Below are 26748 nucleotides of genomic sequence, written 5' to 3'. Positions count from 1 at the left end.
GCCAGCGCCTTTCCATACGCTTCATTTCTCCCCTTACCGTGAGTTTGTTCGAAGGACTGGGACATTAACTCACCGGAGAGTGCTGCTTCTCGGCGCGACAGAGAGCGAACTGGCTGCCGCCCAGTGGAGCGGAGACCGCGGGGGCGAAAGGGGCCGAGCGCTGTCGGCGCGGCAGGCGCCTCGCAGGCCAGGGCGTCCGCACGTCACGTTCGGCGTCCCGCGGATACGCAACCCAGTCCTCGTCGGACAGGCGGCCGCGCCGCACGGTCGTCGAGCCCGTGCGAGGCGACAAATGGACCATCTACGGGACGCCACCTAGGCAGTTGAAAATCATATAGAGTCCCGGTCTGCATTTGTTTCGCTTCAAAAAAGGGGGGGCCCTTTGCGTGCTCGTTTTGCCGCCTCGGCCGTGGCCGTCGCCGTGGCCGGCGTCTTCTTCAGCGCGACGACCGCGTCCGCGGCGACGTTGCCGTCTGCCAACAGCGCCCATCACTGCATCCACCACACCACGGGCCAGTGCGGCTGGACGCACCACCAGAAGCCCAAGGACAAGTACGAGACCGCGAAGTGCCAGGACGCCACGCTGTCCTACTCGCACCACTCCCAGGGCACCTGCTCGCACCACCACGGCGTCCGCTACTGGTTCAAGTAGGCCGTAGCACACCGCGGGTGGCTGCTCGCGCAGCACGCGAGCGGCCACCCGCGCGCCGTTGCTCGCCGACGTCGGCGGAGCAGCGGGCAATGAGCATTGGGTGAGCCTTCCCGGCCGCAGTCTTATATTGGCCCGGGAAACGTCGGTGCGTGCCGGGGGGATTGAGCGCTGTTGCGACGAACAGGAGAAACGCGTGGAGCGGCCGCCATGCTCTGTGCTGTCGCCGTGCTGCTCCTCGGCGCGTGCGGGACACAGGTGGCCGGTCGGGAGGGCGAGAAGTCACCCTCGTCGACGGCAACCGTGCCGATCCCGTGGCCCACGATGGAGCCTTCCGCGGTCACCGGAGTCCGTCTCGGCGGGGACCGGCGCACGCTGCTCCTCGACACGCGGGTGCCCGGTGGCGGTGACGCGTGCGTGCGCACGCTCAAGGCAGTGCTCACCGACCCGATGACGGACGTCGTGTGGGTGCAGGTCACCTTCACCTCGCCGTCCGGGGACAAGGCTTCCGGGTGCACCAGTGAGAGCACGGCCACGGCGAAGGTCAGACTGCCCGAGCCGCTGGGCGACCGGGACGTGATCGTCGACCACTACACGCGCTTCACCGCCGACGGCGCCAAGCCGCCCGCGCTGCGGTTGTGCGGAAAGCTGGGCTGCACGCCGCCGGCCACCGGCTGCACCGCCGCTTCCTACGATCAGGCGTTGACGGCGGTCGACGCGCCCGAGCACACGTATCGGGACTCGGAGAAGTGCGACGGGAGGTGGCTGGTGCTGGACTTCTCCTGGCGCACGGGCCCGGCCTGCGGTGACACGACGGGTCCCGCCTGCTCCTCCCGGCTACGCGACCGCTGGTTCTTCCGGGCGAAGAAAACGGGCTGGGCGCCGATCATGCGGACCTCGGCCGGAGGCTGCCAGGACGTGCAGCGCTACGAGCCCGCCTTCCCGTCCTCGCTGTGCGAGTCACTGGCTCCGCTGTCCCCCTAGCTGCACCCGAGCTGTCCCCCGCGGCCCTCCTCCCCCACACCCGGCGCGCGTTCCACGTCGGCGCCTACCCGCCCGCTCGCAGACCGTCCAGAAGAACGGTCAGCACGGACTGGTGACCGCGTGCGGGATCAGCCTCAAGTCCCAGCACGCATCCCTGCACCGCCACGGCCCCCGTCAGTCGCAGCACGTCCTGCCAGGCGAGATCCCGGCGGAGGCGCCCATGGCTCTGGGCGCGCTCGATGACCTTGCGGACGAGGTCGAGGAGCTGGCGGCGCTGCTCGGCGACGGCGGGCCCGCCGTGCTGGTCCAGAGAGCCGGACAGGCCCGTGTTCTGCGCGGTGCGCAAGACCAGGCCGGTGAACAGCAGCGAGAAGCCCTCCCAGGCGTCGTCGGAGTCCAGAGCCTGGTTCGCGGTGTCGATCAGTTCGGTGAGGACGTCGCCCAGCACGGCCGCCATGAGCTGGTCACGCTCGGGATAGCGCCGGTAGACGGTGCCCACACCGACGCCGGCCTCCCGTGCGATCTCGTGATAGCTGACGTCCAGCCCGTGGTGCGCCACGGCGCGGCGCGCCGCCGCCAGAACACGCGCGGCATTGCGCTGCGCATCGACGCGTAGCGGCGTCGCTGTCTCCTGAGCCGCTGCCGGCTGATCCGTATGCACACCCCTCACCCTACCTGCAATTGGACAACTTCTGTCCGTTTCCCTACGCTGAGAGAAGCGGACAGAATGCGTCCGTTTGAGACGTCCGACAGACGCGGCTCACGGTCACTCGCGTATCGCCGGTCACCGGCGCGTCTCGAAGGTCTACGCCGCTTCGCGACCCCGAGCGCGTCCATCGATCACCCCGAGGGATCCCGACATGCACGAGCACCGCACCACCGCTCCCCTCGCCGTCGTCACCGGCGGCAGCGAGGGCCTCGGCCTGGCCATCGCCGACGCTCTCGCCGCCGACGGGGCGAACCTGGTCATCGTCGCCCGCGACCGCGACAAGCTCCGGGCCGCTGCCGAGGAACTGGGACGGCACGGCACCACCGTGCACACCGTGTCCGCGGAGCTCTCGGCGCTGGACGCCCCCGCTCAGATCGCCGCGCAGGTCGCGGACCTGACCGACCGGGTCGACACCCTCGTCAACAGCGTCGGCGCCGCCCACTTCTCCTCCCTGGCCGACACCACCGTCGACGCGATGCACACGATGTGGCACCTGAACGTCCAGGTGCCCCTGCTGCTGAGCCGGCACCTGCTGCCCGCCCTCCTGAACGCCCGCGGCAGCATCATCAACATCAGCAGCTACTGGGCGCACAAGATGGTCGCCGGCCGCCCTTCGGCCGCCTACTCCGCCACCCGCGGCGCACTCAACTCCATGACCCTGGCGCTGGCCAACGAACTCGGCCCCCAGGGAGTCCGCGTCAACGCCATCGCCCCCGGCGCGGTCCACACCCCCACCTACGAACGCTCCCACCTCGCCCCCATGACCGTGGAGCAGCGCACCGCACACGACCAGCGGATCGAGCAGTCGTACCCCTTGGGACGCCTGGGCACCGCCCACGACGTCGCCGCCGCGGCCGCCTACCTGGCCTCGGCCCAGTGGACGACCGGCGCCGTCCTCGCCGTCGACGGCGGCCTCACCGTCCGCTGATCCCCCGGAAAAGCGAATCCTGACGGCCCGGCGCACGGGTCGCCGTGGAGCTGACGGCCGCCCGGCCGGGACCTCTCGTCCCCGCGCCCATGGCCGACTGGGCGCCGCGCCGGCTCGCCCGTCCGCACACCGGCGCGGCCCCTCCGAAGTCCTGCCGCCGCGGGCCTCCCCACCGGATGCACCCGGCCGTTTTCTGGGCGACTGTGGTCGCAGTGCCTTCGACTCGCCGGAGAGCCGTGACCGACCTGATCAACCAGGCCGACAGGGCACGTCACGTCGAGGCCGAGGAGGAAAAGTGACACATCCCGATCAGGAACCGAACCAGCACGAAGGCCCTGCGGACGGCGGCGCCGCCGGCGAGCCCGGCGTCCACGACGGCGGTGCGGACGGCAGCGCCGAAGGTCCCGCGGACGGCGGTGCGGCCGGGGTGCCGGGCGTGCACGACGGCGGCGCCGACGGCGAGGCCGAGGGTCCGGCCGACGGTGGCGCCGCCGGAGTGCCCGGCGTGCATGACGGCGGTGCCGACGGAGGCGCGGAAGGTCCCGCCGACGGCGGTGCGGCCGGAGTGCCGGGCGTCCACGACGGCGGCGCTGACGGAGGCGCCGAGGGTCCGGCCGACGGCGGCGCCGCCGGTGAGCCCGGCGTCCACGACGGCGGCGCCGACGGCAGCGCCGAAGGGTCCGGTACCGGGTCTTGAGCGGCCCGGGGACCCATGTCCACGATCCCGGCGCCCCGGCGGGCGCCGGGATCCTGGAGACGCGCCTGACCCGCCTCGGGCGTGAGGACTTCGCGCGGAACGTCTGGTCGCGGACCGCGCTGCTCACCCGTCGCGCGAGCGACTTCTCCGACGTGTTCGGCGCCGACGCCGTCGACGAACTCGTCTCGCGACGCGGACTGCGTACGCCCTTCCTCCGCGTCGCCAAGGACGGCGCCGTGCTCCCCGAGTCGTCCTACACCTCGTCCGGCGGCGTCGGCGCCACCATCGCCGACCAGCTCGACGACACCGCGCTGTGGCGCTGCTTCGCGGGCGGCGCCACCCTCGTCCTCCAGGCCCTTCACCGCACCTGGGCGCCCGTCGCGGACCTGTGCGCCCGGCTGAGCGCGGAACTGGGGCACCCGGTGCAGGCCAACGCCTACGTCACCCCGCCGCAGAACCGGGGCTTCGACGACCACTACGACGTCCACGACGTGTTCGTCGTCCAGATCGACGGCGGCAAGCGCTGGCTCGTCCACGAGCCCGTGCACCCCGACCCGTTGCGCGACCAGCCCTGGACCGATCACCGCGTCGCCGTCGCCGAGGCCGCGAAGGGGCCCGCGTACATCGACGCCGTACTGGCGCCGGGAGACGTCCTGTACCTGCCGCGCGGCTGGCTGCACGCCGCCGAGGCGAAGGGCGAGACGTCGGTCCACCTGACCCTGGGCGTCCACGTCTGGACGCGGTACGCGCTGGCCGAACAGCTCGCCGAGGCCGCGCTGGCGGCACTGCGCGACGACCCCGCGATGCGCGCCTCCCTGCCTCTCGGAGTCGAGGGGACGGCGCGGGAGGCCGACGGCGTCCGCGAGCGCCTCACCGCGGCCGTCGCCGAGGCCGAGTCCGAGCCGTCGTTCCAGCGGGGCCGGCGGGGCCAGGGACGTCCGGCGCCCCTGGGGCCCCTGGCCCAGCTCGCCGCCGTGGACGGCCTCGGACCGCACTCGCCGGTGCGGCTGCGCGGAGCGCTGGAAGCCCGGCTGGAGGGGGTGCGTCTGCGGACGCGGGTGGGCTGGCTCGACTTCCCCGAGACCGACCTGCCCTCCGTGACCCGTCTGCTCGACGGCGAGGTCCGCACGGCCGGTGAAGTCGGCCCTGACCTGGCGCTCCGACTGCTGCGCGCGGGTGTCCTGGTGCCCGCCGCACCGTAGCGGCCCGGTGACCACGACCGGCCGCTTCTTCTGCGCCGACGCCGCCCGGATGCGCGGCGACCCGATCGCGGGGACGGCGCCGCGCGGCCTCGTCTGGGTGCTCATCGAGTACCGGAGCGGCTGGCCGGTCAACGGCTTCGACGGCATCGACCTCGCACCCGAGGTCAAGACCCACGTCTGGTCCGCGGCCCACGCCGTCCGCGCCCGCGTGCTCCTGGTCAGGCGGCTCGCCCGTCCCCGACCCGAAGGCCCCGGCCGGTGGGCCGTCCTGCACTACGAGCCGTCCGGCGCCTACCGCCAGCGCTGGGGCACATGGACCCGCGACGAGGACCTGGTGGAGATCGCCGACGCCCTGCGCTCCCCCGGCCCGACCGACCACCCGCCCGTCGTCCTGGTCTGCGTCCACGGTCAGCACGACGTCTGCTGCGCCGTACGCGGACGCCCGGTCGCGCGAGCGCTCAGCGAGCGGTGGCCGAACCTCGTCTGGGAGTCCACGCATGTAGGCGGCGACCGGTTCGCCGCGAACGTGGTCGTCGTGCCCGACGGCGTGTACTACGGCCGCCTCGACGCCGCCGCGTCCGTGGCGGTGGTCGAGGAGCATCTGGCCGGACGGGTCCACGCCGACCACCTGCGCGGCTACACGGACCTCGGCCCGCCGCAGCAGGTCGCCGTCGCCGCCCTGCTCGGCCGCTTCGGCCCGGCCGGCCGGCACGACTACGCGGTCACCGGCACGGCCCGCGAAGGCGACGACTGGCGCGTCCGCGTCGAACTCCGCGCGCCCGTGCCGACGGCCTTCGACGTCGACCTGCGCGCCCACCGCGCACCCCCGTACCGCCTGACCTGCCGCGGCCCGGCGCCCAGCGCGGCGATCGTCTACGAGGTGAGCGCGATCCACTCCGCGTGATCCGGGGTCGGCGGGTTCGGTGACCTGGCGAGTGACCAGGCGGAACCCCGGCGGAGCGACAGCCGCTGTCGCGACCGGCGCCACGAAGACGACGCGGGGACGGCCGGCCCGTACGCCGTGCGCCATTGTCGTCCCCCGTGCGCCGTCCGCCGTGTGCCGTGTGCCGTGTGCCGTGTGCCGTGCTGCCAGGATGGCGGCACGGAACGAGTATTAGGGCATCGGCGGAATCCCCCTGCGGGCGACCGATCCGGCGGCACTGGGCGCGTGATATCCCGCGAGTGCCTCGGTCTCGACGCCGACGAGGACGGCTAGGCGACGGTGAGAATGATCTTGCCCTGGATATGCCCTCGGGCGGCGCGTTCGTGGGCCAGCCGGGCATCCGCGAGCGCGAACGTGCTGTCGATCGCCACGCGTACCGTGCCCGCGTCCAGCAGGCGTCCCAGTTCGGCGAGCTGCGCGCCGTTCGAGCGGACCTGGGTGGTCGAGATCGTGACGCCCAGTCGCGCGGCCTCCTCCTCGTCGAAGTCGCCGAAGAACACGGGAGACAGTGAGCCGCCTCGCTTGAGCGTGCGCAGGAAGCGCTTGCTGTGGGGTCCGCCGACGGTGTCGAGGACGAGGTCGAGGCCGTGGGCGAGTTCGTCGGGACGACTCACGGTGTAGTCGATGAACTCGTCGGCGCCGAGTTCGCGCAGGAACGCCTCGTGCGTGCCCGACGCCACCGCGATGACCCGTGCGTCCTTCCACTTCGCGAGCTGGAGGGCGATGTGCCCCACGCCGCCCGCGGCGCCGTTGACGAGCATCGTCGTGTCGGCGTCGAGCGGCGCCGGACGGTGCTTCGCCGCCTGGAAGGGCGACGGGTGATCGTGTCCGAGGTCGATCAGGAACTGCCATGCGGTGAGCCCCGCCATGGGCGCCCCGGCGGCGTGCGCGTGATCGACACCGGCCGGCTTGTGCGCGAGGTCCGACACGGGGGCGGTCACATACTCGGCGTACGCCCTGCCGTCGAAGCTGGGAAAGCGAAGGAGGCCGAAGACCTCGTCGCCGACGGAGAAGCCTTCCGCGTCCGCGCCGACGGCTTCCACGACGCCCGACACGTCCGTCCCCGGGATCAGGGGCAGTTCGTAATTCAGCTTCGCGTTCCCAGGCCGCTTGGACAGCCCTTGGCGCAGGTACCAGTCCGGCGGATTGACGCCGACCGCGTGCACGCGCACGAGCACCTCGCCGGGCTGCGGTTCGGGGATCGGCACCTCGTCGTAGCGCAGGACCTCCGGGCCGCCGTGTTCATGGATCCGGACGGCTCTCATGGTGTCTGTCGGCATCGTCTTCTTCCCTGTCGCGTCTGTCGCTGTCCCGTCTGTCCCTGTCCCGTCTGCCCATGTCCCGCCGTCACGTGGGCCACTTGTAACCTAGCGAGAAGTCGACCGTGACGGCGAACGTCAGGTACATGCACCAGATCCCCGTCAGGAGTCGGATCAGGCCCATCACCCGTTCCACACCCGGGAACCCCACGAAGGTCACGAACTTCGCCGCGTAGACCGCGAACAGGCCGACGAAGAGCACCCCGACCGGCCAGGAGTGCGCCGTGAAGAACACCAGGCTGCCGAGCGCCCCGAGCACCATGAACGACAGGGAGAACCCCACGTTCACGCGTGGGTCGTTGCCCCGGTAGCGGTCCCAGCCGAGCGCGAACCAGTGGATGCCGTACGCGGAGAAGGCGAGCGCGGCCGTGTACAGGGGCGGCTCCTTGAACACTTCGAACCAGGTCAGGCCGATCAGAAGGATCAGGCCGGTGACGAACTGGCAGAAGCCCGGGAGCCAGATGCCCCAGGTGCCGAGCGCCCGGTCCACGGCCTCGCCCCGCGGCGGCCACCGCAGGAACTCCTGGATGCCCCAGATCAGATAGCCGGTGCCCAGTCCGAAGAAGCCGAGTGCGAGCGGCGGATACGCCGACGTGGTGAAAGTCACGTCCATGTGTCTCAGTGTCCCGGCGGCCGCGACTCTCTGCATCTCCGGCCCGCACTCCGCATCTCCGGCCGCGCGCTCCGTCTGCCCGCCGCCGCAGGCGCTTTTCAGGTGTCGCGCTGTGTCCGGTTTCAGGTGTCGCGCTACGTCCGGCGGTCGGGAACATCGCCTCCCTCGCCGTGGAGACCGTCCTCGCCCTCTTCGCACCCGACCGGCTCGGCATCGGCGCCGCGCTGACCTGCACGGCCGCAGTCGAGGGGCTCGCCATCCTGAGCCTTGCTGTCGCGCCGACCCCGTACGTCGCCGGCCTCGCGCTCGCCGTCCGCGGAGAGAGGGCGCGGGCGGCAGGAGTCACGGGCAGACAGCCACGGCCCCGTAGCAGGATGCTTCGGGATCGGTGAGGGGCTCATCAGCGGAACTGTCGTATTCGGGGCGCCATCGGGGAGTGGAGACGATGCCGGGATCGACCAGGTTCCAGCCGTCGAAGAACCGGGCGAACTCGTCACGGTCGCGGGCCCTGGTCGGGGTGCCGGCCGCGGTGTAGACCTGGGCGAGACGGGACGTTTCGTCGGGAGCGAATTCCGGCGTGAGATGACTGACGGCCAGCGCGCTGCCGCTGGGAAGAGCCGCCTTGAGCACACCGGTGATCTTGTGGGCGCCCTCCGGCACGAAGTGCAGCACGGCGTTCAGGCTGAGTGCGATCGGCGCCGAGAAGTCCAACGTACGGCTCGCCGCTTCGATGATGGTCTCAGGCTGATTCACGTCGGCTTGCACGTAGGCCGTGACGCCCCCTGGGGACCCTCTCAGCAGAGCTTCGGCGTGGATCAGGACGATCGGGTCGTTGTCGGCGTACACCACCCGCGCCTGAGGAGTCACCCGCTGGGCGATCTCATGGAGATTGGGCGACGTGGGAATTCCGGTGCCGATGTCGAGGAACTGCCGGATGCCCGACTCGGCCAGGTAGCGGACCGAGCGCCGCATGAAGCCCCGGTTGGCACGAGCGGCCGTCCGCGCGTACGGGAACACCGCCATCGCGCGTCCGGCGGCCTCTCTGTCGGCCGGGAAGTTCGTCGTGCCGCCCAGGTAGTAGTCGTACATCCGCGCCGAATGCGGCACATGGATGTCGAGGTTGACTGCCTGGTCTTGACCCGCGTCGTCACGGGCGGTCTCTTCGGTCATACGCTCCCCCTGGGGCCTAGGCTGTCTCGATCCCACGGCCGCGCGACGGCCCAACCCCCTCCACCCCGGCGGCGTTGACCCGACGGAGCCTCGCGAGCCCTGGCGCGGCCTCAGTCACTATGCCCGCCGCCTCTGGTGGAAAATCGCTTCCGTCGGCGCAGCCGCCGGAACGGCGATTGACTATGACCGAATAGCGCCGCTCAGAGAGTTCTAGTGGTCGGATCGTACAAGATTACTGATCTATTATCAGCCTATGGCGATCGTTTCCGGTCATCCCTCGTGATCGTCACCGCTGGGGACCTGTTTCCGCTCCAATGTGCCTGCGGGGGACGCCAGTTCCCCTCATGGGCTGCTGTTCCGTCCCGCCCGGAGCTCTGGGCGGCGCGGACGGCTTTCGCCGGGCATCGCCCCCAGTGGGCACCGCCGGGAAGGATTGGGAACGTGGCTGAGAGCGAGTGGGCGGTGCGGCCGAACGGCCTTCGCCTGACGTTCGACGCGTTCTGCGAGACGCACGAGCGAGCGTGGTTCGGGATCGCCCGAGCGCGCCTCTGCGACGACGACGCGGCACGGGACGTGGTCAAGAGGATGAAGGACCGCCTCTGGCAGCAGTGGCCGCCCGTGCTCCGTTCGCAGGTCCCGGCGTTCCGTGCCTGGGCTCTCGTCAAGGAGGAGATCGGCGCCGCCTTGGCGGAGAAGATGATGAAGGCCGACGACCACTTGCCCGTGCCGGACTGGGTGACGGTCGTGCGCGAGGTGCTCGAACTCGCCGAGGACCGCGCCGAGGACCAGGGGGTCGACGAAGCGCTGTACGCCGCGATCAGGGGCCTGTCGGAGCGGCGTCATGACGTCGTGATCCTGCGCTACCTGCTCAAGCTGCCGGACAGTACTATCGCCGAGTACCTGGACACCACCGCGACGAACATACGTTTCACCGCATGCCAGGCCCTCGCCCGTATCCGCAGAGAACTCGGAGGAGAGTGGTGAACGCGGAAAGGCAGCGGCTCCTGCACGACACGCACCGAGCCGCCGACCCTACGACGCAGCGGAACTACGCGACGGGTCTCCCCCCGGAATCCCTCCCCGGTGAAACTCAGGACAACGGCTGGACCCGGTTTCTGGCGGCGCCGAGCCCGCTGCCGTCGGATCAGGAACAAGCAGCCCACGAACTGGACCTGGCGGCGGCCCTGGTCCTGGCCATGCCGACCGCCGCGGCCTCCTTGGCGCTGCTCGCCAACAGCCGGTGCATCCACCCCGAAGGGGCTCTCGTCCTCGGAGCGCTCCTGTACGTCTCGGGCCACCGTGACGGAAGCCAGTTCTGGCTGCAGTTCGCGGCCGGCGGCGGCAACCACACCTCCGCCTCCCTCCTGAGCCTGCTCCACCGCAGTCTCGGAGAAGTCCTGGACGCCGAGACCTGGCGCCGACAGGCGGACACACTGGCCAACGCGCGCGAACAGGTGGTCGCCCAGAAGGTCTTGGACCCCTCCAGAGAACTCCTGCCCCGTGCGGTACGCGCCGACATCATCGCTCGCTGCCACGAGGGCCTCGACGTCCGCCTCCCGCCCCGCATCGCCGCGGTGCTCCACCGACTCCCCGTCGACAGCGACGACACGGAATACGGCGAGGTCCCCCAAGTCAGCGCCACCCTCGTCCACGAACTGGCCGCTGCCGTCTAGAACCTCCCGGAGCGACGAAAACTCCCCGTCCCCGGATGCCGACGCTCCCGCCTCACGAGCAACCGCACAAAACGATCGTCAGCTCGTAGGAACGACGCCACATGACGCGGGATCGCCGGTGAGCCGAACCGGCGATCCCGCCGGTCACCGCGAGTTCACCGCCCCGCCCCGCCGCACGCCGAAAGACGCCACCCGAGGACCACAGACCAGGCGTGCCCGGCGAGCTGCCTCCAACCCGCCTTCACATCCTGGTTGATCACGCCCTCTCTGAACTCGCCTCACAGGCTCCGAGTAAGGGACCAACGTCCGCACCTCGCTTCCGGCGAGGCGCTGCCTCGTCTCTGGGGTCGGGTACCTGTCAGCGGCTCCTGTTAGGGTCCGCGCCGTGACCTCAGCCGATCATTTGCTCGCATTGATCCGGGACACCCCCGGCATCGCTGACCTGCTGCACTCCTCCTTCGAGTTCGGAGTCTCCCGCGACGGACACGGCGAGGCGGTCCGAGCGGCCTCGGGCGCCTCGCTTGAGGCCATCGCCGGTGACTGGGCCGGCGGGACCTTCTTCCTGTGCCATGACGAGGATGGGCGCCGCCCGGTGGTGTTCGCGAACTCCGAGGGACGGGGCGGCCTGATCGCTGATGACTTGAAGGCAGCTCTGGAGATCATCACCGGGCTGGCTGAGTGGCAGGACTGCCTGAAGTTCTCGGGCGGCGGCAGGTCGGAGGCCATGGAGGCCGCTGCTTCGCTTCTCGAAGCGGACCTCCTTCGTGACGAGCCTGAGATCGCCGAGCACCGTGCCCGTGTCGCCGCTGCTCTGTCGCTGCGCCGGGTGTCCGTTACCGAGCTCGTCTCCCGACTCCGGAGCGCGGTGACCCGGACCGGACCGGACCATGTGGTGGTCAGCGAGTCGGGTGCTGAGTACGAGTCGCTCTTCGGCACGTTCCTGCCCAGCGACAACCCCGGCTGGCGATGATGGAGGACCGGGCCCGTCGTGTCAGGTCCTTGCGCGCGCCGGCATGGTGGACCTACGCATAGCTGGCCGCTGAACTATGGTGTCCCGCCACATGTGCTCCTGACCTGCGTGTTTCTACGGTGTGCCGACACGTACCCGTTCCCGTCGCACACGAGGAAGTGGCGCACATGGCCTCCGGAATCACCGCTCCCCCACCGCCCGCAAGCCTCCCCCGCATCGTCGCCGCCAGTCTCATCGGGACCACCGTCGAGTGGTACGACTTCTTCCTCTACGGGTCGGCCGCGGCGCTCGTGTTCAACAAGTTGTTCTTTCCCGGCTCCGATCCGCTGGTCGGAACGCTGCTGTCGTTTCTGACGTATGCCGTCGGATTCGCGGCGCGGCCCCTGGGGGCCCTGGTGTTCGGGCACTACGGCGACCGGTTGGGGCGCAAGAAGCTGCTGGTGCTGAGCCTGCTCATGATGGGCGGGGCGACCTTCGCCATCGGGCTGCTGCCCACGCACGCGAGCGTCGGCGCCGCGGCGCCGGTGCTGCTCACGACGCTGCGTCTGGTGCAGGGCTTCGCGCTCGGCGGCGAGTGGGGCGGCGCCGTGCTGCTGGTGTCGGAGCACGGGGACGCGCGGCGCCGCGGCTTCTGGGCGTCATGGCCGCAGACCGGGGCGCCGGCGGGGCAGTTGCTCGCCACCGGTGTGCTGTCGCTGCTGACCGCCGTGCTCAGCGACGACGCCTTCGGCAGGTGGGGATGGCGCATTCCGTTCCTGCTGTCCGGGGTGCTCGTGGCCGTCGGCTTGTGGATTCGTCTGTCTGTCGATGAATCCCCTCTCTTCCGGCAGGCGTTGGCGCAGGCGGAGGCCCGCGGCACGGAGCGGGCGGCGGCGGACGACGGAACGCGGACCGAGGAACTGCCTCTCGTCGCCGTGCTGCACCGCCACTGGCGCGACGTGCTGGTGGCGATGGGCGCCCGGATGGCCGAGAACATCAGCTACTACGTCATCACCGCCTTCATCCTCGTCTACGCCACCGCATCGGCCGGCGTCTCCAAGCAGACGGCCCTGAACTCCGTGCTGATCGGCTCCGCCGTGCACTTCGCGGTGATCCCCGCCTGGGGCGCCCTGTCGGACCGGATCGGGCGCCGCCCGGTGTACCTGCTCGGCGCCGCGGGGGTGGGGCTGTGGATGTTCCCGTTCTTCCGGCTCGTCGACACCGGCGGTTTCGCCGGCCTCGTCGTCGCGGTCACCGTGGGTCTGATCCTGCACGGCGCCATGTACGCACCGCAGGCCGCCTTCTTCTCCGAGATGTTCGCGACCCGGATGCGCTACTCCGGCGCCTCCATCGGCGCCCAGTTCGCCTCGGTCGCCGCGGGCGCGCCCGCCCCGCTGATCGCGACCGCGCTGCTGTCCGACTACGACAGCTCCACCCCGATAGCGCTCTACGTGATCGCCGCCTGTGTGCTGACGCTGATCGCCGTGGGCGTCGCCCGGGAGACCCGGCACCGCGACCTCGGCGCGGTCGAGCCCTCCAGCGGCGCCGACTCCTCGACGGCGCGGGCGGCCGACGCGCGTACCGTCTGACCTGCGAGCGAGAGTCAGCTCCGGTCCGGCCGGTCCGACCGGTTCGGCGCCGACAGGCGGCGCAGGCGCAGGGCGAGCTGGATCTCCAGAGTCCGGTCCGGGCTCTGCCAGTCCGCGCCGAGCAGTCGGCCGACCCGCTCCAGGCGCTGGGCGACGGTGTTGACGTGCACGTGGAGTGCGTCCTTGGTGCGGGCCGGGCTCATCCCGGAGGCGAAGTACGCCTCCAGGGTGCGTATCAGGTCCGTTCCCCGGCGCTCGTCGTAGGCGCGGACGCGGCCGATGGTGCGGTCCACGAATCCGGCGACGTCCCGCTCGCCCGCGAGGAGCACGCCGAGGAAGCCGAGATCCTGGACGGCGGCGCCGTCGCCGGAGCGGCCGAGCAGGTGCAGGGCTTCCAGACAGCGCCGGGCCTCCGCGTAGGCGGCCGTGGCGGTGTCCGGGCGGCCCGCCAGGTCGTCGGCGGGGGCGGACGCGCCGACGGTGACCGCCTCGTGCACGGCGGCGCCGAGGGTGCGGGCGGTGTCGCGGGCCAGGTCCGTCGCCGTGCCGCTAGGGCCGAGGGGCAACAGCAGGACCGTGCCTCCGTCGCGGGCGGCGGCCAGGCCCCGCCGGGTGGCGGCCAGGTGCGATGCCGCGGAGAACAGGCGGCGGCGGCCGGCCGCCTCCTGGTCCGCGCCGGCGGCCGGAGCGTCGATGCGGGCGGCGAGGACGACGTGCGCGGCGCCGAGGTCGGCGTGCAGCCGGGCGGCGCGCTCCCGCAGCACGCGCGCGTCGCGGTCGCGGGAGTCCAGGAGATCGTCGAGCAGTTCGCCGCGGACCCGCTGTTCGGCCTCGGAGGCGGAGCGCCGGGCGAGCAGCAGCAGGGAGGTGACCATCGCGGCCCGCTCCAGGGTGCGCTGGTCGACGGGATCGAGGGCGGGATGTCCACGCAGCACCAGCGCGCCGAGGAGTTCCCCGCCCGCGGCGACGGCGGCGATCCAGGCGTCGCCGTGCCGGACCGCGTGGCCCTCGGCGCGGGACGCCTCCAAAGGGCCGGCCGGGGCGGCGGCGGCTTCGGTGAACTCGACCGTGCCGGAGAGGACCTGGGAGACGGCGGCGGCCACGTCGTGCACCTGGCCGCCGCGCAGGACGAGTTCGGCGAGACGGTCGTGGACGTCCGAGGCGCGCTCGATGACGCCGCTGCGGTCGCGGATGATCTCGTTGGCGCGCTCCAGACCGGCGAGAGCCGAGCGGGTCTCGGTGAGCAGGTTGGCGCTGTCGATGGCGGCCGCGGCGAGGGCCGCGAAGGAGCCGAGCAGGGCGATCTGCGCGCGCTCGAACACCCGGGCGCGCCGGTCGGCCGCGAACAGGACCCCGATGACGTGCGGTCCGAGCATGAGGGGCACGCCGAGGATGGCGATCAGGCCCTCGTCGCGCACACCGGCGTCGATGGTCCCGGTGTGCTGGAAGCGGGCGTCGTCGAAGTAGTCCTCCGTGACGTAGGGGCGGGCGGTCTGTGCGACCAGTCCGCCCAGCCCCTCGCCCATGCCCAGGCGCAGTTGCTGGAAGCCCGCGGCCACCGAGCCCTCGGTGACGCGCATGTAGGTGTCGCCGCGCTCGGGATCGTTGAGGGTGAGGTAGGCGACGTCGGTGCCGAGCAGGGAGCGGGCGCGCTGCACGATGGCGGGCAGTACCGAGTCCAGGTCCCGTAGGCCCGCCAGGTCGTGGGCGGTCTCGAACAGCGCCGACAGCTCCGCCTCGCGGCGCCGGCGTCCGTCCAGCTCCGCGCGCACCCGCAGCGCGAGCAGCTTCGCGTGTTCCATCGCGGCGATCCACTCGGCCGGCCGGCCCTCGGCGCGGGCGCACAGCACCGGCTGCTCGTAGGCCGCCGCGGGTGCGCCGCGGGCCAGCAGCTCGAGGAACGCGGCGCCGGCCGCGCCGGGGAGCGAGGCGCCGCTGCCGTGCGGCGCCTGCGCGTCGGCGGCTGATCGTTCGGCGGACCGTACGTGATCGCTGGGCATGCTCACAGGATGAGGCATCCGCCGCTTCTCCGCCGAGCCCTGTGGAAAACTCCGGGCGAGCGGTCGTTTGGGCAGGTCAGTGGGCGGTCCAGCCGCCGTCGAGCACGAGTGAGGCGCCGGTGATGAAGGACGCCGGCGGGCTGCACAGGTAGGCCACGGCCTCCGCTACCTCCTCCGGTTCGATGAGCCGTTTGACCGCGCTGTCCTTGAGGAGGATCTCGGACAGGACTTGCTCTTCGGGGACGCCGTGGGTCCGGGCCTGGTCGGCGAGTTGCCGTTCGACCAGGGGGGTGCGGACGTAGGAGGGGTTGACGCAGTTGGAGGTGACGCCGTGCCGGGCGCCTTCGAGGGCGGTCGTCTTGGAGAGCCCTTCCAGACCGTGCTTGGCCGCCACGTAGGCCGACTTGTAGGCGGAGGCGCGCAGCCCGTGCACCGAGGAGACGTTGACGATCCGGCCCCAGCCCTGCTCGTACATGTGCGGCAGGGCGCCGCGGATCAGCCGGAACGGGGCCTCCAGCATCACGGTCAGCACGGTGTGGAACGTCTCGGGAGGGAACTGCTCGATGGGCCTCACCAGTTGGATGCCCGCGTTGTTGACGAGCACGTCGGCACCGGAGGCCGCCTGTTCGGCGGCGTCCAGGTCGGTGAGGTCGAGGACGTGCGGTTCCACGGTTCCGCCTCCCGCTCCCGCTCCGGCTCCGGCTCCGGCTCCGGCTCCGGCTCCGGCTCCGGCTCCGGGGAGGCGGCTGAACCGCTCGGCCAGTTCGTCCAAGCCCGCGGCGTCCCGGTCGACGGCTCTTACCTCGGCCCCGGCGGCGGCCAGCCGCAGCGCGCAGGCGCGGCCGATGCCGCTGGCGGCGCCGGTGACGAGCGCGATGCGTCCGCCGAGGTCGAGCGTGGGGGCTTGAGGGCCCGGGAGAGCGCTGGGCGAGGTCATGAGTCGACTTTAGGCAGTGCCTTCCCGAGACCACATGTGCTCTGAAGCCATACTTCAGTAAGAACTCGTGGCATCGAACCACGTGGGGGCGTCGCTCAGCGCCTGCTTGATGCGCAGCAGTCCGAACTCGTCGAGGCGGGGCAGCGCGTCCACCGCGAACCAGCCCACCTCCAGCGACTCGTCGTCGTTGACGCGGGCCTCGCCGCCGACGGCACGGCAGCGGAAGGTGATGTCCATGTACTGGCAGACGTCGCCGTTGCCGTAGGTGACCGGGGCCAGGGCCTGGACGAGGACCACCCGCTCGGCGACGCAGCGCACCGCGGTCTCCTCGTGGACCTCCCGCACGGCGCAGGCCGCCGGCTGCTCGCCGGGTTCCGGTATGCCGCCGATCACCGACCAGCGGCCGGTGTCGGAGCGGCGGCCGAGCAGCACCCTGCCCTCGTCGTCGAAGACGATCGCGGTGACCCCGGGGAGCCAGAGCAGTTGGGTTCCGGCCGAGGCCCGGAGTGTGCGGATGAAGTCAGGAGTGGCCATGGGGCCGACCCTACGGGCGGCCGGGCGGCGGCCGCCCGGCGGGGAGCGCACGACCGGCGTGCGGCTACGCCCGCCCCGCGCGCCGCCCGCGCAGACCGGCAGCGGCGGCCAGGCCCAGACCGCCCGCGGCGACGAGGACGAGCGCGATCTCCGGCAGGACGCCCAGCTCGGTGGCCGGCGTGCGGGAGGAGCGCAGCGGCACCTTCTGGACCAGATAGGCGGGGACGAACATGCCGGTCTTCTGCGTGATGCGCCCGTCGGGCATGATGACCGCGCTGACGCCGCTGGTCACCGGGACGGTGACGCTCCGGCTGTGCTCGACCGCGCGGATGCGGGACATCGCGAGCTGCTGGTAGGTCATCTCGCTGCGGTCGAAGGTCGCGTTGTTGCTCGGCACGGAGATCATCTGCGCGCCGTGGGTGACGGTGTCGCGCACGACCCAGTCGAAGGCGGCCTCGTAGCAGGTGGTCAGGCCCACCTTCGTCCCGGAGAACGAGAACACGCCGGGGGTGCGGCCCCGGCTGAAGTCCTGGCGGACCATCGAGGTCCAGTTCTCGTTGATCGCGCCGACCAGCGAGCGCAGCGGCAGGTACTCCCCGAAGGGCTGGATCTGCCGCTTGTCGTACGTCTGCACGGGCCCCTTGGCCGGGTCCCACAGGATCTGCTCGTTCAGCAGTCTGCCGTCGCGCTCGACGACGCTGCCGACCGAGATCGGCGCCCCGATCGCCTTGGCCGCCTGGTCGACGACCAGGTGCGCGTCGGCGTAGGCGAACGGGTCGATGTCGGAGGAGTTCTCCGGCCACAGCACGAAATCGGGCCGGGGCGTCTTGCCCGCCTTCACATCGGCCGCGAGCCGCAGCGTCTCGCGCGCGTGGTAGTCGAGGACGGCGCGGCGCTGGGCGTTGAACTCCAGCCCCGAGCGCGGCACGTTGCCCTGGATGAGGGCGACCGTCGCGGTGCCGTCCTCGGCCTTGTCGCTGACCAGGGTCCGGGCCGCGACCGCGCCGACGACCGGCACGGCCACGCTCAGCAGGGCCCCGGCGGCGGCCCACCGGCGTATCGTCCGCGTGCGCCGCGCCCGCGCCGCGACGCGGACGACGTCGTACAGGCCGAAGCCGCACAGCACCACCGCGAAACCGAGCACCGGGGTGCCGCCGACCGCGGCCAGCGGCAGGAACACGCCGTCCGCCTGGCCGAACGCGATCTTGCCCCAGGGAAAGCCGTGGAACGGCGCCCGCGCGCGTGCCGCCTCACCGGCGGTCCACACGGCGGCCGCCCACACTGGCCAGGCGGGCAGCTTCGAGACCGCGGCGATGCCCGCGCCCACCAGGGCGACGAAGACCGCCTCCGCCGCCACGAGCGCGAGCCACGGGAGGGGACCGACCTCCACACTGGTCCAGACCAGCAGGGGCAGCAGGAAGCCGAGTCCGAAGAGGTAGCCGAGGCCGAACCCCGCCTTCCAGCCGCGGCCGCGCAGCAGCAGACCGAGGACGGCGAACGCCGGCAGCGCCAGCCACCACAGCGGGCGCGGCGGGAAGCTGGCGTACAGGAGCAGGCCGGACAGCGCGGCGGCTGCCGGGCGCGCGAGCCCGCGCAGCCTCGCGCGCCAAGGCGAGGACGCGGAGCCGGGGCGCAGCCCGTCCGGCGCGTCGACGGAAGATGCGGTGACGGTCACCCCCGGGAGTGTACGGGGGTGACCTGGGCCTCGACAGCGCGGTCGCCGGGCCCCGGGGGTGGCAGCGGTAACCGGGGCCGACCGGGGCGGCTGCTGGGCTCTGAGCGCGGACGGGCGCGGGAAGCGGGCGAGCGGGCGCGGACCCGGCCAGGCGGAGATCTCGGGTAGGGGCCGTATCGGCGCGGTCACCCGATCGCGCGCACAGGCAGGCGGCCCCGGGCAGGCGAGGGGCGCGCGAACAGGGCCGAGGCGTGCGCGGTCGCGCGGGCGGAAACCGGCGGGCGCGTAAAGGCAGGCAGGCGGGCGGTCCGAGCGCGGCCGTCAGGCGGGGCCCGGCACCGGTGGGCGCAGGCGGGCCCTGATCACGCGGACCGCCGACTCCGCGTCGTCGACGGTGATCGTGAAGGTGTGCCCGTCCCACAGGCGCAGCACGACGCCCTCGCCGCGCCGCACGACCACCGCCGTGCCCTTCTCGGGCCGCCAGCGATAGCCCCAGCCGCCCCATTGGCACGGGGTGACGAGCGGGGCGAACTCGGCGCCCGCCACATGGGCCAGCGGAATGCGCCGACGCGGCAGCCCGATGTGCCCGCAACGCACCTCAAGCGACTCCTGGTCGACCTTGAGCGCGACGTGCACGAAGGCGAGGGTGCCGAAGAGGACCAGCAGCCCGGCCGCGATGCAGCCCACGACGGACATCACGAGGGGCGCGACGCCGGAGCTCCAGCCGGAGGCGACGGCCAGCTCGATGCCGAGCGCCAGGCAGGCGGCGCCGACGAGCGCCAGCAGCCACTGGATCCTGTTGGTGGCGCGACCCGTCCAGACCTCGGGGTGCGCCCCGTCCTCGCCGCGGGAGTCGTCCCTCATGGCAACGAGATTACTCAGGATTCGCCGTGCGAGGGCGCGTCGCACACAGGGAGTGTTCCGCGCCCCGGCGCGCGGGGTCGGCGCGGCGGGAAGGGTGCGGGTCGATCAGCGGGAGAGGGCGACGGGACGGTCAGCGGGCGGGGCTGACCGCCTGAAGGAGGCGGCCCTCCGCGTACGCCAGGGCGGGAGGGGGCAGCAGGCCGGGCTGGCCGTTGAGCAGAACGGTCACGGCGCCCTCGGAGGCGTCTTCCGGCTCCGGCCGGGCGCCGATCCGGCGCAGAGCCTGCGCCGCGACGGCGCCCGCGGAGCCGTGCATGACAAGCGGGGCCCGATCCGGCCGCTGCACGGCGCCGCGGATGCGCTCGGCGACCAGCTCGTAATGGGTGCAGCCCAGGACGACGGTCGTCACGTCGTCAGGGGTCAGCGCGGCGGCGGCGAGGACGGCCTCGTCGATCGCGGCCTGGTTCGCGTGCTCCACGGCCTCCGCGAGACCCCAGCAGGGGACTTCGGCGACGGGCACGCCGTCGGCGAAGTCGCGGATCAGCCCCTGTTGGTACGGGCTGCCCGTGGTGGCGGGGGTCGCCCAGATGGCGACGGGGCCCCCTCCGGCGGCGGCCGGCTTGATCGCGGGAACCGTGCCGATGACCGGCAGGTCCGGCTCCAGGCGCTCGCGCAGGGCCGTCAGCGCGTGCACCGTGGCGGTGTTGCAGCCGACGATCAGGGCCTCGGGGTCGTGGGCGGCGGCGGCCTCCGCGACGGCGACCGCGCGTGCGGTGAGGTCCTCCGGCGTGCGCGGCCCCCAGGGCATCCCGGCGGGGTCCAGGGACAGCACGAGATCCGCGTCAGGCCGCAGGCGGCGCACCGCCGCGGCCGCGGCCAGCAGCCCGATACCCGAGTCCATGAGCGCGATCTTCACCCGGCCACGATAGACGATGCCCTCGAACCGGCCGCCGCGCTGGGGCAGACTGCCGGGGTGAGCGTGATCGTGTGGAGCGCCGTCGGATCACTCGCCGCCTGGCTGTGGCTGCTGCTCGGCCAGGGCTTCTTCTGGCGCACGGACGTGAGACTGCCGCCCGGCCGGGAGCCGGCGCCGGACGACTGGCCGACCGTCTGCGCGGTGGTGCCCGCACGGGACGAGGCGGGCGTGCTGGGCGAGAGCCTGCCTTCCCTGCTCGCGCAGGACTACCCGGGCCGCGCGGAGGTCTTCCTGATCGACGACGGCAGCGTGGACGGCACCGGAGCGCTGGCCCGTGAGCTGGCGCACCGGCACGGCGGACTGCCGCTGACCGTGGACTCGCCGGGGGAGCCGCCCGCCGGATGGACCGGCAAACTGTGGGCCGTGCGGCACGGCATCGCCCTGGCACGCGCGCGTGCTCCCGAATACCTGCTTCTGACGGACGCGGACATCGCGCACGCCCCGGACAGCCTGCGCCGCCTGGTCGCGTCGGCGCGCACCGGCGGCTTCGACGCCGTCTCGCTGATGGCCCGGCTGCGTGTGGAGTCGGCCTGGGAACGGCTCGTGGTCCCGGCGTTCGTCTACTTCTTCGCCCAGCTCTATCCGTTCCGGTGGGTCGGCCGCCGGGGCGGGCGCACGGCGGCGGCCGCGGGCGGCTGCGTGCTGCTGCGCGCCGAAGCCGCCGAGCGGGCGCGGATCCCGGAGTCGATCCGGCAGGCGGTGATCGACGACGTGGCCCTCGCGCGGGCCGTCAAGGGCGGCGGCGGACACATCTGGCTCGGGCTGGCCGAGCGCGTGGACAGCGTGCGCCCGTATCCGCGGCTGAGCGATCTGTGGCAGATGGTCTCCCGCAGCGCCTACGCCCAGTTGCGGCACCAGCCGCTGCTGCTGCTCGGCACGGTCGCCGGGCTGGCGCTGGTCTACCTGGCGCCCCCGCTGGCGCTGATCGCCGGTGCGGCGGCGGGTGACGCGGCGGCGGCCCTGGCCGGCGCGCTGGCATGGCTGGTGATGGCGGCGACCTACGTGCCGATGCTGCGCTACTACCGCCAGCCGCGGTGGCTCGCTCCCCTGTTGCCGTTCACCGCGGCGCTGTACCTGCTGATGACGGTGGACTCGGCGGTGCGGCACTACCGGGGGCGGGGCGCCGCCTGGAAGGGCCGCACCTACGCCCGCCCGGACGCCGCGCCCGAGGAAGGCTGACCGCCCGCCGCACGTCGCGCGGACGCGTCCGGGCGATCACCCGCGGGCGGGCGGGCCGTCCGGCGGTGGCCACCTGGGTGACCGGCGCCGCGCCGCCGACGGCAGTCCGCGCGCGGCGCCCGAACACGGCGTCGCCTCACGCGGGGCCAGGGGTGCGGACGGCTCCCTGCCTCACGCGCGTGCCCGCGTATAGGACGGTCGACGGGCGCGCCGTCGCCCGCGCTCGCCCCCTCCCCCGTCCTCCCGGGGCGCCGGTTCCCCGATTCACAGGTGAGAGCGCGCTCCCGGCCCTGCGGCCGGATCCCGTCCGGCCCCGTCTGCGCCGCCCCCTCGGGAACACGCTCTTTACACGATCCGAACGCTGCGCGTGGCCCCTTTTTCGCCAAGTTCGCTCGTATTAGGGACTTCAGGACAGTGCCGACACGGAAAACAACCCTCTTATCGGTCTCCCCAACCAGCACATCGTGGGCTTAACTTATGTGCCATGACCTCCCCCCGCTCCACGTATGGAGGCGGTTACTACTCCGCCTCCTTCCCGGACACCCCGATCTATGACTCGCTCGTCGCCGAGCGAGGCACCCCGCAGATCGCCCCGATCCGCGTCCCGGCGCCGTACGACTCGGGCAGCTACCTGCCCGCGCTCCCCTCGGCGCTGCCCGCCCTCCCGGCGGCCCCGGTCCAGCCCGGCTACGGCTACCCGCAGGCGCAGCAGCCAGCACCGCTCCAGCAGGCGCCCACGGCGTACATCCCGCAGCAGGCGACCGCCCCGCGCGGATACCCGGGCCCGCAGCAGCAGATGCCGCAGCGCCCGATGGCGGCCGGCGCCGGCTACGAGGCGATGCGCCCCACGGCGCCCCGCCCGGCCCCGGCGCCCTACCAGGACCCCTACGGGAACCAGCAGTACTACCGCGGCTACTGATCCGCCCCACCCGTGTATGCCGCTGTCCGTGCCGCCTGGCAGGATGAGGCCATGGGCCATGCGGAGCTGCGGTCGATCTACATCCATCCGGTCAAAGCGTTCCGGGCCGTAGGGCGCCGGGAAGCCCTTGTGGAGCCCTGGGGGCTGGCCGGGGACCGGCGCTGGATGCTGATCGACGACGGGGGAAAGGTCGTCACGCAACGCCAGCAGCCGCACATCGCATTGGCCGTCGCCGAGCTCGCGCCCGGCGGCGGTCTCGTGCTGTCGGCGCCCGGACGCGATCCGCTCGCCGTGCCGGTCCCCGAGCCGGGCGTCACGGTGACGGCCGAGGTGTTCGGCGCCAAGGTCGAGACGGCGCCGGCCGGTCCCGCCGCCGACGCCTGGTGCAGCGCCTTCGCCGGGATCGACGTGCGCCTGGTGCACATGGACGACCCGGCCGCGTGCAGGCCCGTGGACCCCGACTACGGACGGCCCGGCGAGACGGTGAGCTTCGCCGACGGCTATCCGCTGCTGCTCACCTCCCTCTCCTCCCTCGACTCCCTCAACTCGCTGATCGCGGAAGGCGACCGGGCCGAGGAGGGGCCGCTGCCGATGAGCCGGTTCCGGCCGAACGTCGTGGTGGCGGGCGCCCCGGCCTGGGCGGAGGACGAGTGGGAGCGCCTCGCGATCGGAGACGTCGTCTTCCGGATCGCCAAGCCGTGCGCCCGGTGCGTGGTGACCACCGTCGACCAGGCCACGGCCCGGCGCGGCAAGGAGCCCCTGCGCACCCTCGGCCGCCATCGCCGCTTCGGCGGCCGACTGCTCTTCGGCCAGAACCTGGTGCCCGAGTCGACCGGCGTCATCCGCGTCGGCGACCCGGTCGCGATCCTCGGGTGACGCGCGGCGCGAGCCGGGAACTCCCGATGCGGACGAGCCGTTGGGATGTCGTGAGAGCTTCATGAAAGCCCCGGACCCGAGGTGATGTCGCTCTCTCTTCAACGCAGTTCGGAGACGGACGGCTCCAGGGGGAGTATCACGGAGCGGGAAGGGGGCGGAACATGCGGGTGATCACCGGACTCTGGCGGTGGCGGGCCAGTCCGCTGCGGCGCACGACCGATCTCGTGGAAGCCTGGGCGGCGTTGGCGGCGCTCCTGCTCATCCTGTCCGCCGTTCCCCTCCTCGGCGCCGTCGTCGGCTCCGCCGCACAGGGCGCCCTCCAGCAGTCGGTGCGCCATCAGCGCCAGACCCGTCATCAGGTCACGGCCACGGTGGTGCGCAAGCCGCACCAGGTCGCGCCGGCCGCCGACCCGCAGGCCCCGGGACGGGCGGCCCGGGTCCAGGTCATCGCGGACTGGACGGCGCCGGACGGCTCGCGCCGGCGCGGCCTGGTCACCACCCTCCTCAAGACCCCGCGCCCCGGCGACCGCTTCGTCGTGTGGACCGACCGGCGCGGGCGGCTCGTGACGCGTCCCCTGGACGCCACCGCGGCCACCACGCACGCGGTGCTCGCCGGACTGGCCGCGTCCCTGCTGGCCGCGGGTCTGATAGAAGGCATACGCAGGCTCATCCTCTGGCGGCTGGTCCGCCTCCGGTACGCGCGCTGGGACCGCGCCTGGGAGCGCGCCGGACCGGACTGGGGCCGCACCGGCGCCGGCAGTTGACCGCCTGACGACTCCGGTCAACCGGGGCCGTGCGCGCACGCTACGGTGGACCGGCCGACGCGTTCGGCGGCCACCCGCTCGTCAGCGGGTCGCAGGGGTGCGCCCCGAGGGCGAACGAGCCATCAGGTACGACGAGGCGGGGGCACAGCAACGCCATGGCACAGGGCACGGTCCAGGTGACGCACACCGGCACCTCGAGGTGGCGGCGCCGCACGGGTGAGTACGCATCGCTCGCCGACGCCCTGGAGGCCGCGGCGGACGGCGACGTCCTCACCGTCGCCCCGGGCACCTACCGCGAGAACCTCGTCCTGCGGCGCGCGGTGACGCTGCGCGGCCCCGAGGGGGCCGCCGGCTCGGTGCGCATCGCGCCCCCGGACGGGGTGCCGCTCACCTTGCGCGCCTCGGCGGTGGTGCAGGACCTGTACCTGGAGGGCCAGGACGCCACCGCTCCCGCCCTGCTGGTGGAGGAGGGCGCGCCGGAGCTGAGGGAGGTGCGCATCGTGAGCCGGTCGGCGACCGGCATAGAGGTGCGCGGCGGGGCCCGGCCGACCGTGCGGCGGTGCACGGTGGACAATCCGGCCGGCATCGGCATCGCCGTGCTGGACGGTGGCGGCGGCGTGTTCGAGGAGTGCGAGGTCGTGGCGGCCGGGCAGTCGGGCGTCGCCGTCCGCGGCGGCGGCCGCCCCCGGCTGGAGCGGTGCCGCGTGCACCACACCTCGGGCGCGGGGATCACGGTGACCGGGGACGACTCCGCCCTGGAGGCGGTCGGTTGCGAGATCTACGAAGTGCGGGGCAGCGGTGCGCAGGTCACCGGGCGGGCCACCGCGCACCTCACCGACTGCGAGGTGCACCGCACCACCGCAGACGGCGTCACCCTGGACACGGACGCGGTGCTCACCCTCGCCGACTGCCGGATCCACGACATCCCGGAGAACGCGGTGGACCTGCGTTCCCGTTCGGTGCTGACGATGACCAGGACCACGGTGTGCCGCTTCGGGCGCAACGGGCTCTCGGTGTGGGACCCGGGCACGCGGGTGGACGCCAACCAGTGCGAGATCTCCGACAGCACGGGCGACTATCCGGCGGTGTGGGTCAGCGACGGCGCGACGGCGGTCCTGGACTCCTGCCGGGTGCACGACGTGCCGGACGCGCTGTTCGTCCTGGACCGCGGCTCCCGCGCGGACGTCGTCGACAGCGACCTGTCCCAGGTGCGCAACACCGCGGTGTCGGTGAGCGACGGCGCCACCGCGCAGCTCGACGACTGCCGGATCAAGGAGGCGGCCACCGGGGCCTGGTTCCGCGACCACGGCAGCGGCGGCACGCTGAACAACTGCACGGTGGACGGCGCGCAGACCGGCGTGATCGTCACCAAGGGCGCCGATCCCACCGTGGAGCGCTGCACCGTCGTCTCTCCCGTCGAGGCCGGTTTCTACGTCTCCGCGGGCGGCCGCGGCAGCTTCCTGGGCTGCCGGGTGACCGACAGCGGCGGCTACGGCTTCCATGTGATCGACGGCTGCCGGACGACCTTGCGCAAGTGCCGCACGGAGCGGTGCGCGCGCGGCGGGTACGAGTTCGCGGACGGCGGGCCGGACGCGGCGCCGGGTTCGGGACCGGTGGTCGAGGACTGCGCCAGCGACGAGAGCGGCGGCGTCCGCCCGCCCGGGACCCGCGAGGCCGCCGTGCAGACGGCCGGACCGTCGAGCGGGCTGCTGGGAGCGATCCCGGGCCAGCGCAGCACCGAACAGGAGCCGCTGCTCTCCGTCCCGGCGCCGGAGCCGCCCGCGCGGACCTCCAAAGACGTGCTCGGCGCGCTCGACGCGCTGGTGGGCCTGGACAGCGTGAAGCGGGAGGTGCGCGCGCTCACCGACATGATCGAGGTGGGCCGGCGTCGCCAACAGGCCGGCCTCAAGGCCGCCTCGGTCAAGCGGCATCTGGTCTTCACCGGCTCCCCGGGCACCGGCAAGACCACGGTGGCTCGCCTGTACGGCGAGATCCTGGCCTCCCTCGGCGTCCTGGAGAGCGGTCACCTCGTCGAGGTCTCCCGGGTCGACCTGGTCGGCGAGCACATCGGCTCCACCGCGATCCGCACCCAGGAGGCGTTCGAACGGGCGCGGGGCGGCGTGCTGTTCATCGACGAGGCGTACGCGCTCTCGCCCGAGGACGCCGGGCGCGACTTCGGCAAGGAGGCCATCGACACGCTGGTGAAGCTGATGGAGGACCACCGGGACGCGGTCGTCGTGATCGTCGCCGGCTACACGGCCGAGATGGAGCGCTTCCTGTCCGCCAACCCCGGTGTGGCCTCGCGCTTCTCCCGCACCATCACCTTCGGCGACTACGGCCCGCGGGAACTGCTGCGCATCGTGGAGCAGCAGGCCGAGGAGCACGAGTACCGGCTGGCGCCGGGCGCCGAGGAGGCGCTGCTGACATACTTCGACGAGATACCGAAGGGCGCCGCGTTCGGCAACGGCCGCACCGCGCGGCAGACGTTCGAGGCGATGGTCGAGCGGCACGCGAGCCGGGTGGCTCAGGTCGACGACCCGAGCACCGACGATCTGACGCTGCTCTACGCGGAGGACCTGCCCGCCCTGCCCTGAGCGTC

General features: G+C 72.6%; 25 protein-coding genes and 1 pseudogene. 16 read left to right on the top strand and 10 right to left on the bottom strand.

Features of this window, described 5'->3' with window-relative positions:
- Positions 1 to 382 precede the first annotated feature (382 nt).
- Together ABZ861_RS12035 and ABZ861_RS12030 are read left to right on the top strand one after the other, a co-directional pair.
- A complete protein-coding gene (locus tag ABZ861_RS12035) occupies positions 383 to 652 on the top strand; it encodes a DUF3761 domain-containing protein (RefSeq protein WP_361627771.1) in 270 nt (89 codons plus the stop codon).
- Positions 653 to 859: 207 nt separating this feature from the next.
- Positions 860 to 1633 carry a hypothetical protein gene (locus tag ABZ861_RS12030; protein ID WP_361627768.1) on the top strand — a complete coding sequence of 258 codons (774 nt, stop codon included), beginning with the start codon at positions 860 to 862 and terminating at the stop codon, positions 1631 to 1633.
- Positions 1634 to 1697: 64 nt separating this feature from the next.
- Here ABZ861_RS12030 and ABZ861_RS12025 read toward each other — a convergent pair whose 3' ends face one another.
- The gene (locus ABZ861_RS12025) at positions 1698 to 2294 is read right to left on the bottom strand and encodes a TetR/AcrR family transcriptional regulator (RefSeq protein WP_361627765.1); all 597 of its coding nucleotides are present in this window, start codon (positions 2292 to 2294) and stop codon (positions 1698 to 1700) included.
- A gap of 199 nt (positions 2295 to 2493) precedes the next feature.
- On the opposite strand from ABZ861_RS12025, the gene ABZ861_RS12020 reads away from it, so the two are divergent.
- The 4 genes from ABZ861_RS12020 to ABZ861_RS12005 all read left to right on the top strand — a co-directional run bounded on the left by ABZ861_RS12020 (position 2494) and on the right by ABZ861_RS12005 (position 6073).
- Positions 2494 to 3270, top strand: a complete 777-nt coding sequence (locus ABZ861_RS12020; RefSeq protein ID WP_361627762.1) for an SDR family oxidoreductase — start codon at positions 2494 to 2496, stop codon at positions 3268 to 3270.
- A 295-nt stretch (positions 3271 to 3565) separates the two neighbouring features.
- Complete coding sequence (locus ABZ861_RS12015; RefSeq protein WP_361627759.1) at positions 3566 to 3967, top strand: BatC protein; 402 nt, start codon at positions 3566 to 3568, stop codon at positions 3965 to 3967.
- Positions 3964 to 5169 (top strand): cupin domain-containing protein, encoded by a 1206-nt coding sequence (locus ABZ861_RS12010; RefSeq protein WP_361627756.1) that lies wholly within the window; start codon positions 3964 to 3966, stop codon positions 5167 to 5169. Before ABZ861_RS12015 ends, ABZ861_RS12010 begins: the two co-directional genes overlap by 4 nt.
- Before the next feature lie 7 nt (positions 5170 to 5176).
- Positions 5177 to 6073: a sucrase ferredoxin gene (locus ABZ861_RS12005; protein ID WP_361627753.1), complete on the top strand. Its 897-nt coding sequence runs from the start codon at positions 5177 to 5179 to the stop codon at positions 6071 to 6073.
- Positions 6074 to 6381: 308 nt separating this feature from the next.
- On the opposite strand, the gene ABZ861_RS12000 is transcribed toward ABZ861_RS12005, so the two are convergent.
- On the bottom strand, positions 6382 to 7392 hold the full coding sequence (locus tag ABZ861_RS12000; RefSeq protein WP_361627750.1) for an NADP-dependent oxidoreductase: 1011 nt from the start codon (positions 7390 to 7392) through the stop codon (positions 6382 to 6384).
- 67 nt (positions 7393 to 7459) lie between these two features.
- Positions 7460 to 8044, bottom strand: a complete 585-nt coding sequence (locus ABZ861_RS11995; protein WP_361627747.1) for a hypothetical protein — start codon at positions 8042 to 8044, stop codon at positions 7460 to 7462.
- Positions 8045 to 8163: 119 nt separating this feature from the next.
- Between ABZ861_RS11995 and ABZ861_RS11990 the strand changes: the two are divergent.
- A pseudogene (locus ABZ861_RS11990) lies at positions 8164 to 8364 on the top strand (MFS transporter); the annotation flags it as partial.
- Positions 8365 to 8386: 22 nt separating this feature from the next.
- On the opposite strand, the gene ABZ861_RS11985 reads toward ABZ861_RS11990, so the two are convergent.
- Positions 8387 to 9214, bottom strand: coding sequence for an SAM-dependent methyltransferase (locus ABZ861_RS11985; protein ID WP_361627744.1), 828 nt, complete (start codon positions 9212 to 9214; stop codon positions 8387 to 8389).
- A 441-nt stretch (positions 9215 to 9655) separates the two neighbouring features.
- Here ABZ861_RS11985 and ABZ861_RS11980 point away from each other — a divergent pair, with 441 nt between their 5' ends.
- The 4 genes from ABZ861_RS11980 to ABZ861_RS11965 all read left to right on the top strand — a co-directional run bounded on the left by ABZ861_RS11980 (position 9656) and on the right by ABZ861_RS11965 (position 13425).
- Positions 9656 to 10198 carry a sigma factor-like helix-turn-helix DNA-binding protein gene (locus tag ABZ861_RS11980; protein WP_361627741.1) on the top strand — a complete coding sequence of 181 codons (543 nt, stop codon included), beginning with the start codon at positions 9656 to 9658 and terminating at the stop codon, positions 10196 to 10198.
- Positions 10195 to 10887 (top strand): hypothetical protein, encoded by a 693-nt coding sequence (locus ABZ861_RS11975; protein ID WP_361627738.1) that lies wholly within the window; start codon positions 10195 to 10197, stop codon positions 10885 to 10887. Before ABZ861_RS11980 ends, ABZ861_RS11975 begins: the two co-directional genes overlap by 4 nt.
- A 385-nt stretch (positions 10888 to 11272) precedes the next feature.
- Entirely contained in the window at positions 11273 to 11857 is a 585-nt protein-coding gene (locus tag ABZ861_RS11970; protein ID WP_361627735.1) for a hypothetical protein, read from the top strand.
- 167 nt (positions 11858 to 12024) lie between these two features.
- Positions 12025 to 13425, top strand: a complete 1401-nt coding sequence (locus tag ABZ861_RS11965) for an MFS transporter (RefSeq protein WP_361627732.1) — start codon at positions 12025 to 12027, stop codon at positions 13423 to 13425.
- A gap of 14 nt (positions 13426 to 13439) precedes the next feature.
- Here the strand turns inward: ABZ861_RS11965 and ABZ861_RS11960 are convergent, their stop codons facing one another.
- The 6 genes from ABZ861_RS11960 to ABZ861_RS11935 form a co-directional block, all read right to left on the bottom strand.
- Entirely contained in the window at positions 13440 to 15425 is a 1986-nt protein-coding gene (locus tag ABZ861_RS11960; protein WP_361627729.1) for a helix-turn-helix domain-containing protein, read from the bottom strand.
- 76 nt (positions 15426 to 15501) lie between these two features.
- A complete protein-coding gene (locus ABZ861_RS11955) occupies positions 15502 to 16362 on the bottom strand; it encodes a 3-hydroxybutyrate dehydrogenase (RefSeq protein ID WP_361627726.1) in 861 nt (286 codons plus the stop codon).
- A gap of 54 nt (positions 16363 to 16416) precedes the next feature.
- Complete coding sequence (locus ABZ861_RS11950) at positions 16417 to 16896, bottom strand: NUDIX domain-containing protein (protein WP_361627723.1); 480 nt, start codon at positions 16894 to 16896, stop codon at positions 16417 to 16419.
- 64 nt (positions 16897 to 16960) lie between these two features.
- Complete coding sequence (gene lnt, locus ABZ861_RS11945; RefSeq protein ID WP_361627720.1) at positions 16961 to 18571, bottom strand: apolipoprotein N-acyltransferase; 1611 nt, start codon at positions 18569 to 18571, stop codon at positions 16961 to 16963.
- Between the two features lie 321 nt (positions 18572 to 18892).
- On the bottom strand, positions 18893 to 19435 hold the full coding sequence (locus ABZ861_RS11940) for a hypothetical protein (protein WP_361627717.1): 543 nt from the start codon (positions 19433 to 19435) through the stop codon (positions 18893 to 18895).
- Between the two features lie 130 nt (positions 19436 to 19565).
- Positions 19566 to 20351: an aspartate/glutamate racemase family protein gene (locus ABZ861_RS11935; protein ID WP_361627714.1), complete on the bottom strand. Its 786-nt coding sequence runs from the start codon at positions 20349 to 20351 to the stop codon at positions 19566 to 19568.
- Between the two features lie 57 nt (positions 20352 to 20408).
- Here ABZ861_RS11935 and ABZ861_RS11930 point away from each other — a divergent pair, with 57 nt between their 5' ends.
- The 5 genes from ABZ861_RS11930 to ABZ861_RS11910 all read left to right on the top strand — a co-directional run bounded on the left by ABZ861_RS11930 (position 20409) and on the right by ABZ861_RS11910 (position 26743).
- Complete coding sequence (locus ABZ861_RS11930) at positions 20409 to 21590, top strand: glycosyltransferase (RefSeq protein ID WP_361627711.1); 1182 nt, start codon at positions 20409 to 20411, stop codon at positions 21588 to 21590.
- A gap of 484 nt (positions 21591 to 22074) precedes the next feature.
- Positions 22075 to 22509, top strand: a complete 435-nt coding sequence (locus ABZ861_RS11925) for a DUF6643 family protein (protein WP_361627708.1) — start codon at positions 22075 to 22077, stop codon at positions 22507 to 22509.
- 51 nt (positions 22510 to 22560) lie between these two features.
- A complete protein-coding gene (locus ABZ861_RS11920) occupies positions 22561 to 23385 on the top strand; it encodes an MOSC N-terminal beta barrel domain-containing protein (protein WP_361627705.1) in 825 nt (274 codons plus the stop codon).
- 161 nt (positions 23386 to 23546) lie between these two features.
- Positions 23547 to 24149: a hypothetical protein gene (locus ABZ861_RS11915; RefSeq protein ID WP_361627702.1), complete on the top strand. Its 603-nt coding sequence runs from the start codon at positions 23547 to 23549 to the stop codon at positions 24147 to 24149.
- A 155-nt stretch (positions 24150 to 24304) separates the two neighbouring features.
- A complete protein-coding gene (locus tag ABZ861_RS11910; RefSeq protein WP_361627699.1) occupies positions 24305 to 26743 on the top strand; it encodes a right-handed parallel beta-helix repeat-containing protein in 2439 nt (812 codons plus the stop codon).
- Positions 26744 to 26748: the final 5 nt, after the last annotated feature.

It is taken from the genome of Streptomyces sp. NPDC046985 (assembly GCF_040644415.1).
GTDB lineage: Bacteria > Actinomycetota > Actinomycetes > Streptomycetales > Streptomycetaceae > Streptomyces.
The sequence above is the reverse complement of the archived record's forward strand: the minus strand, read 5'-3'. Positions and strand labels throughout refer to the sequence as shown.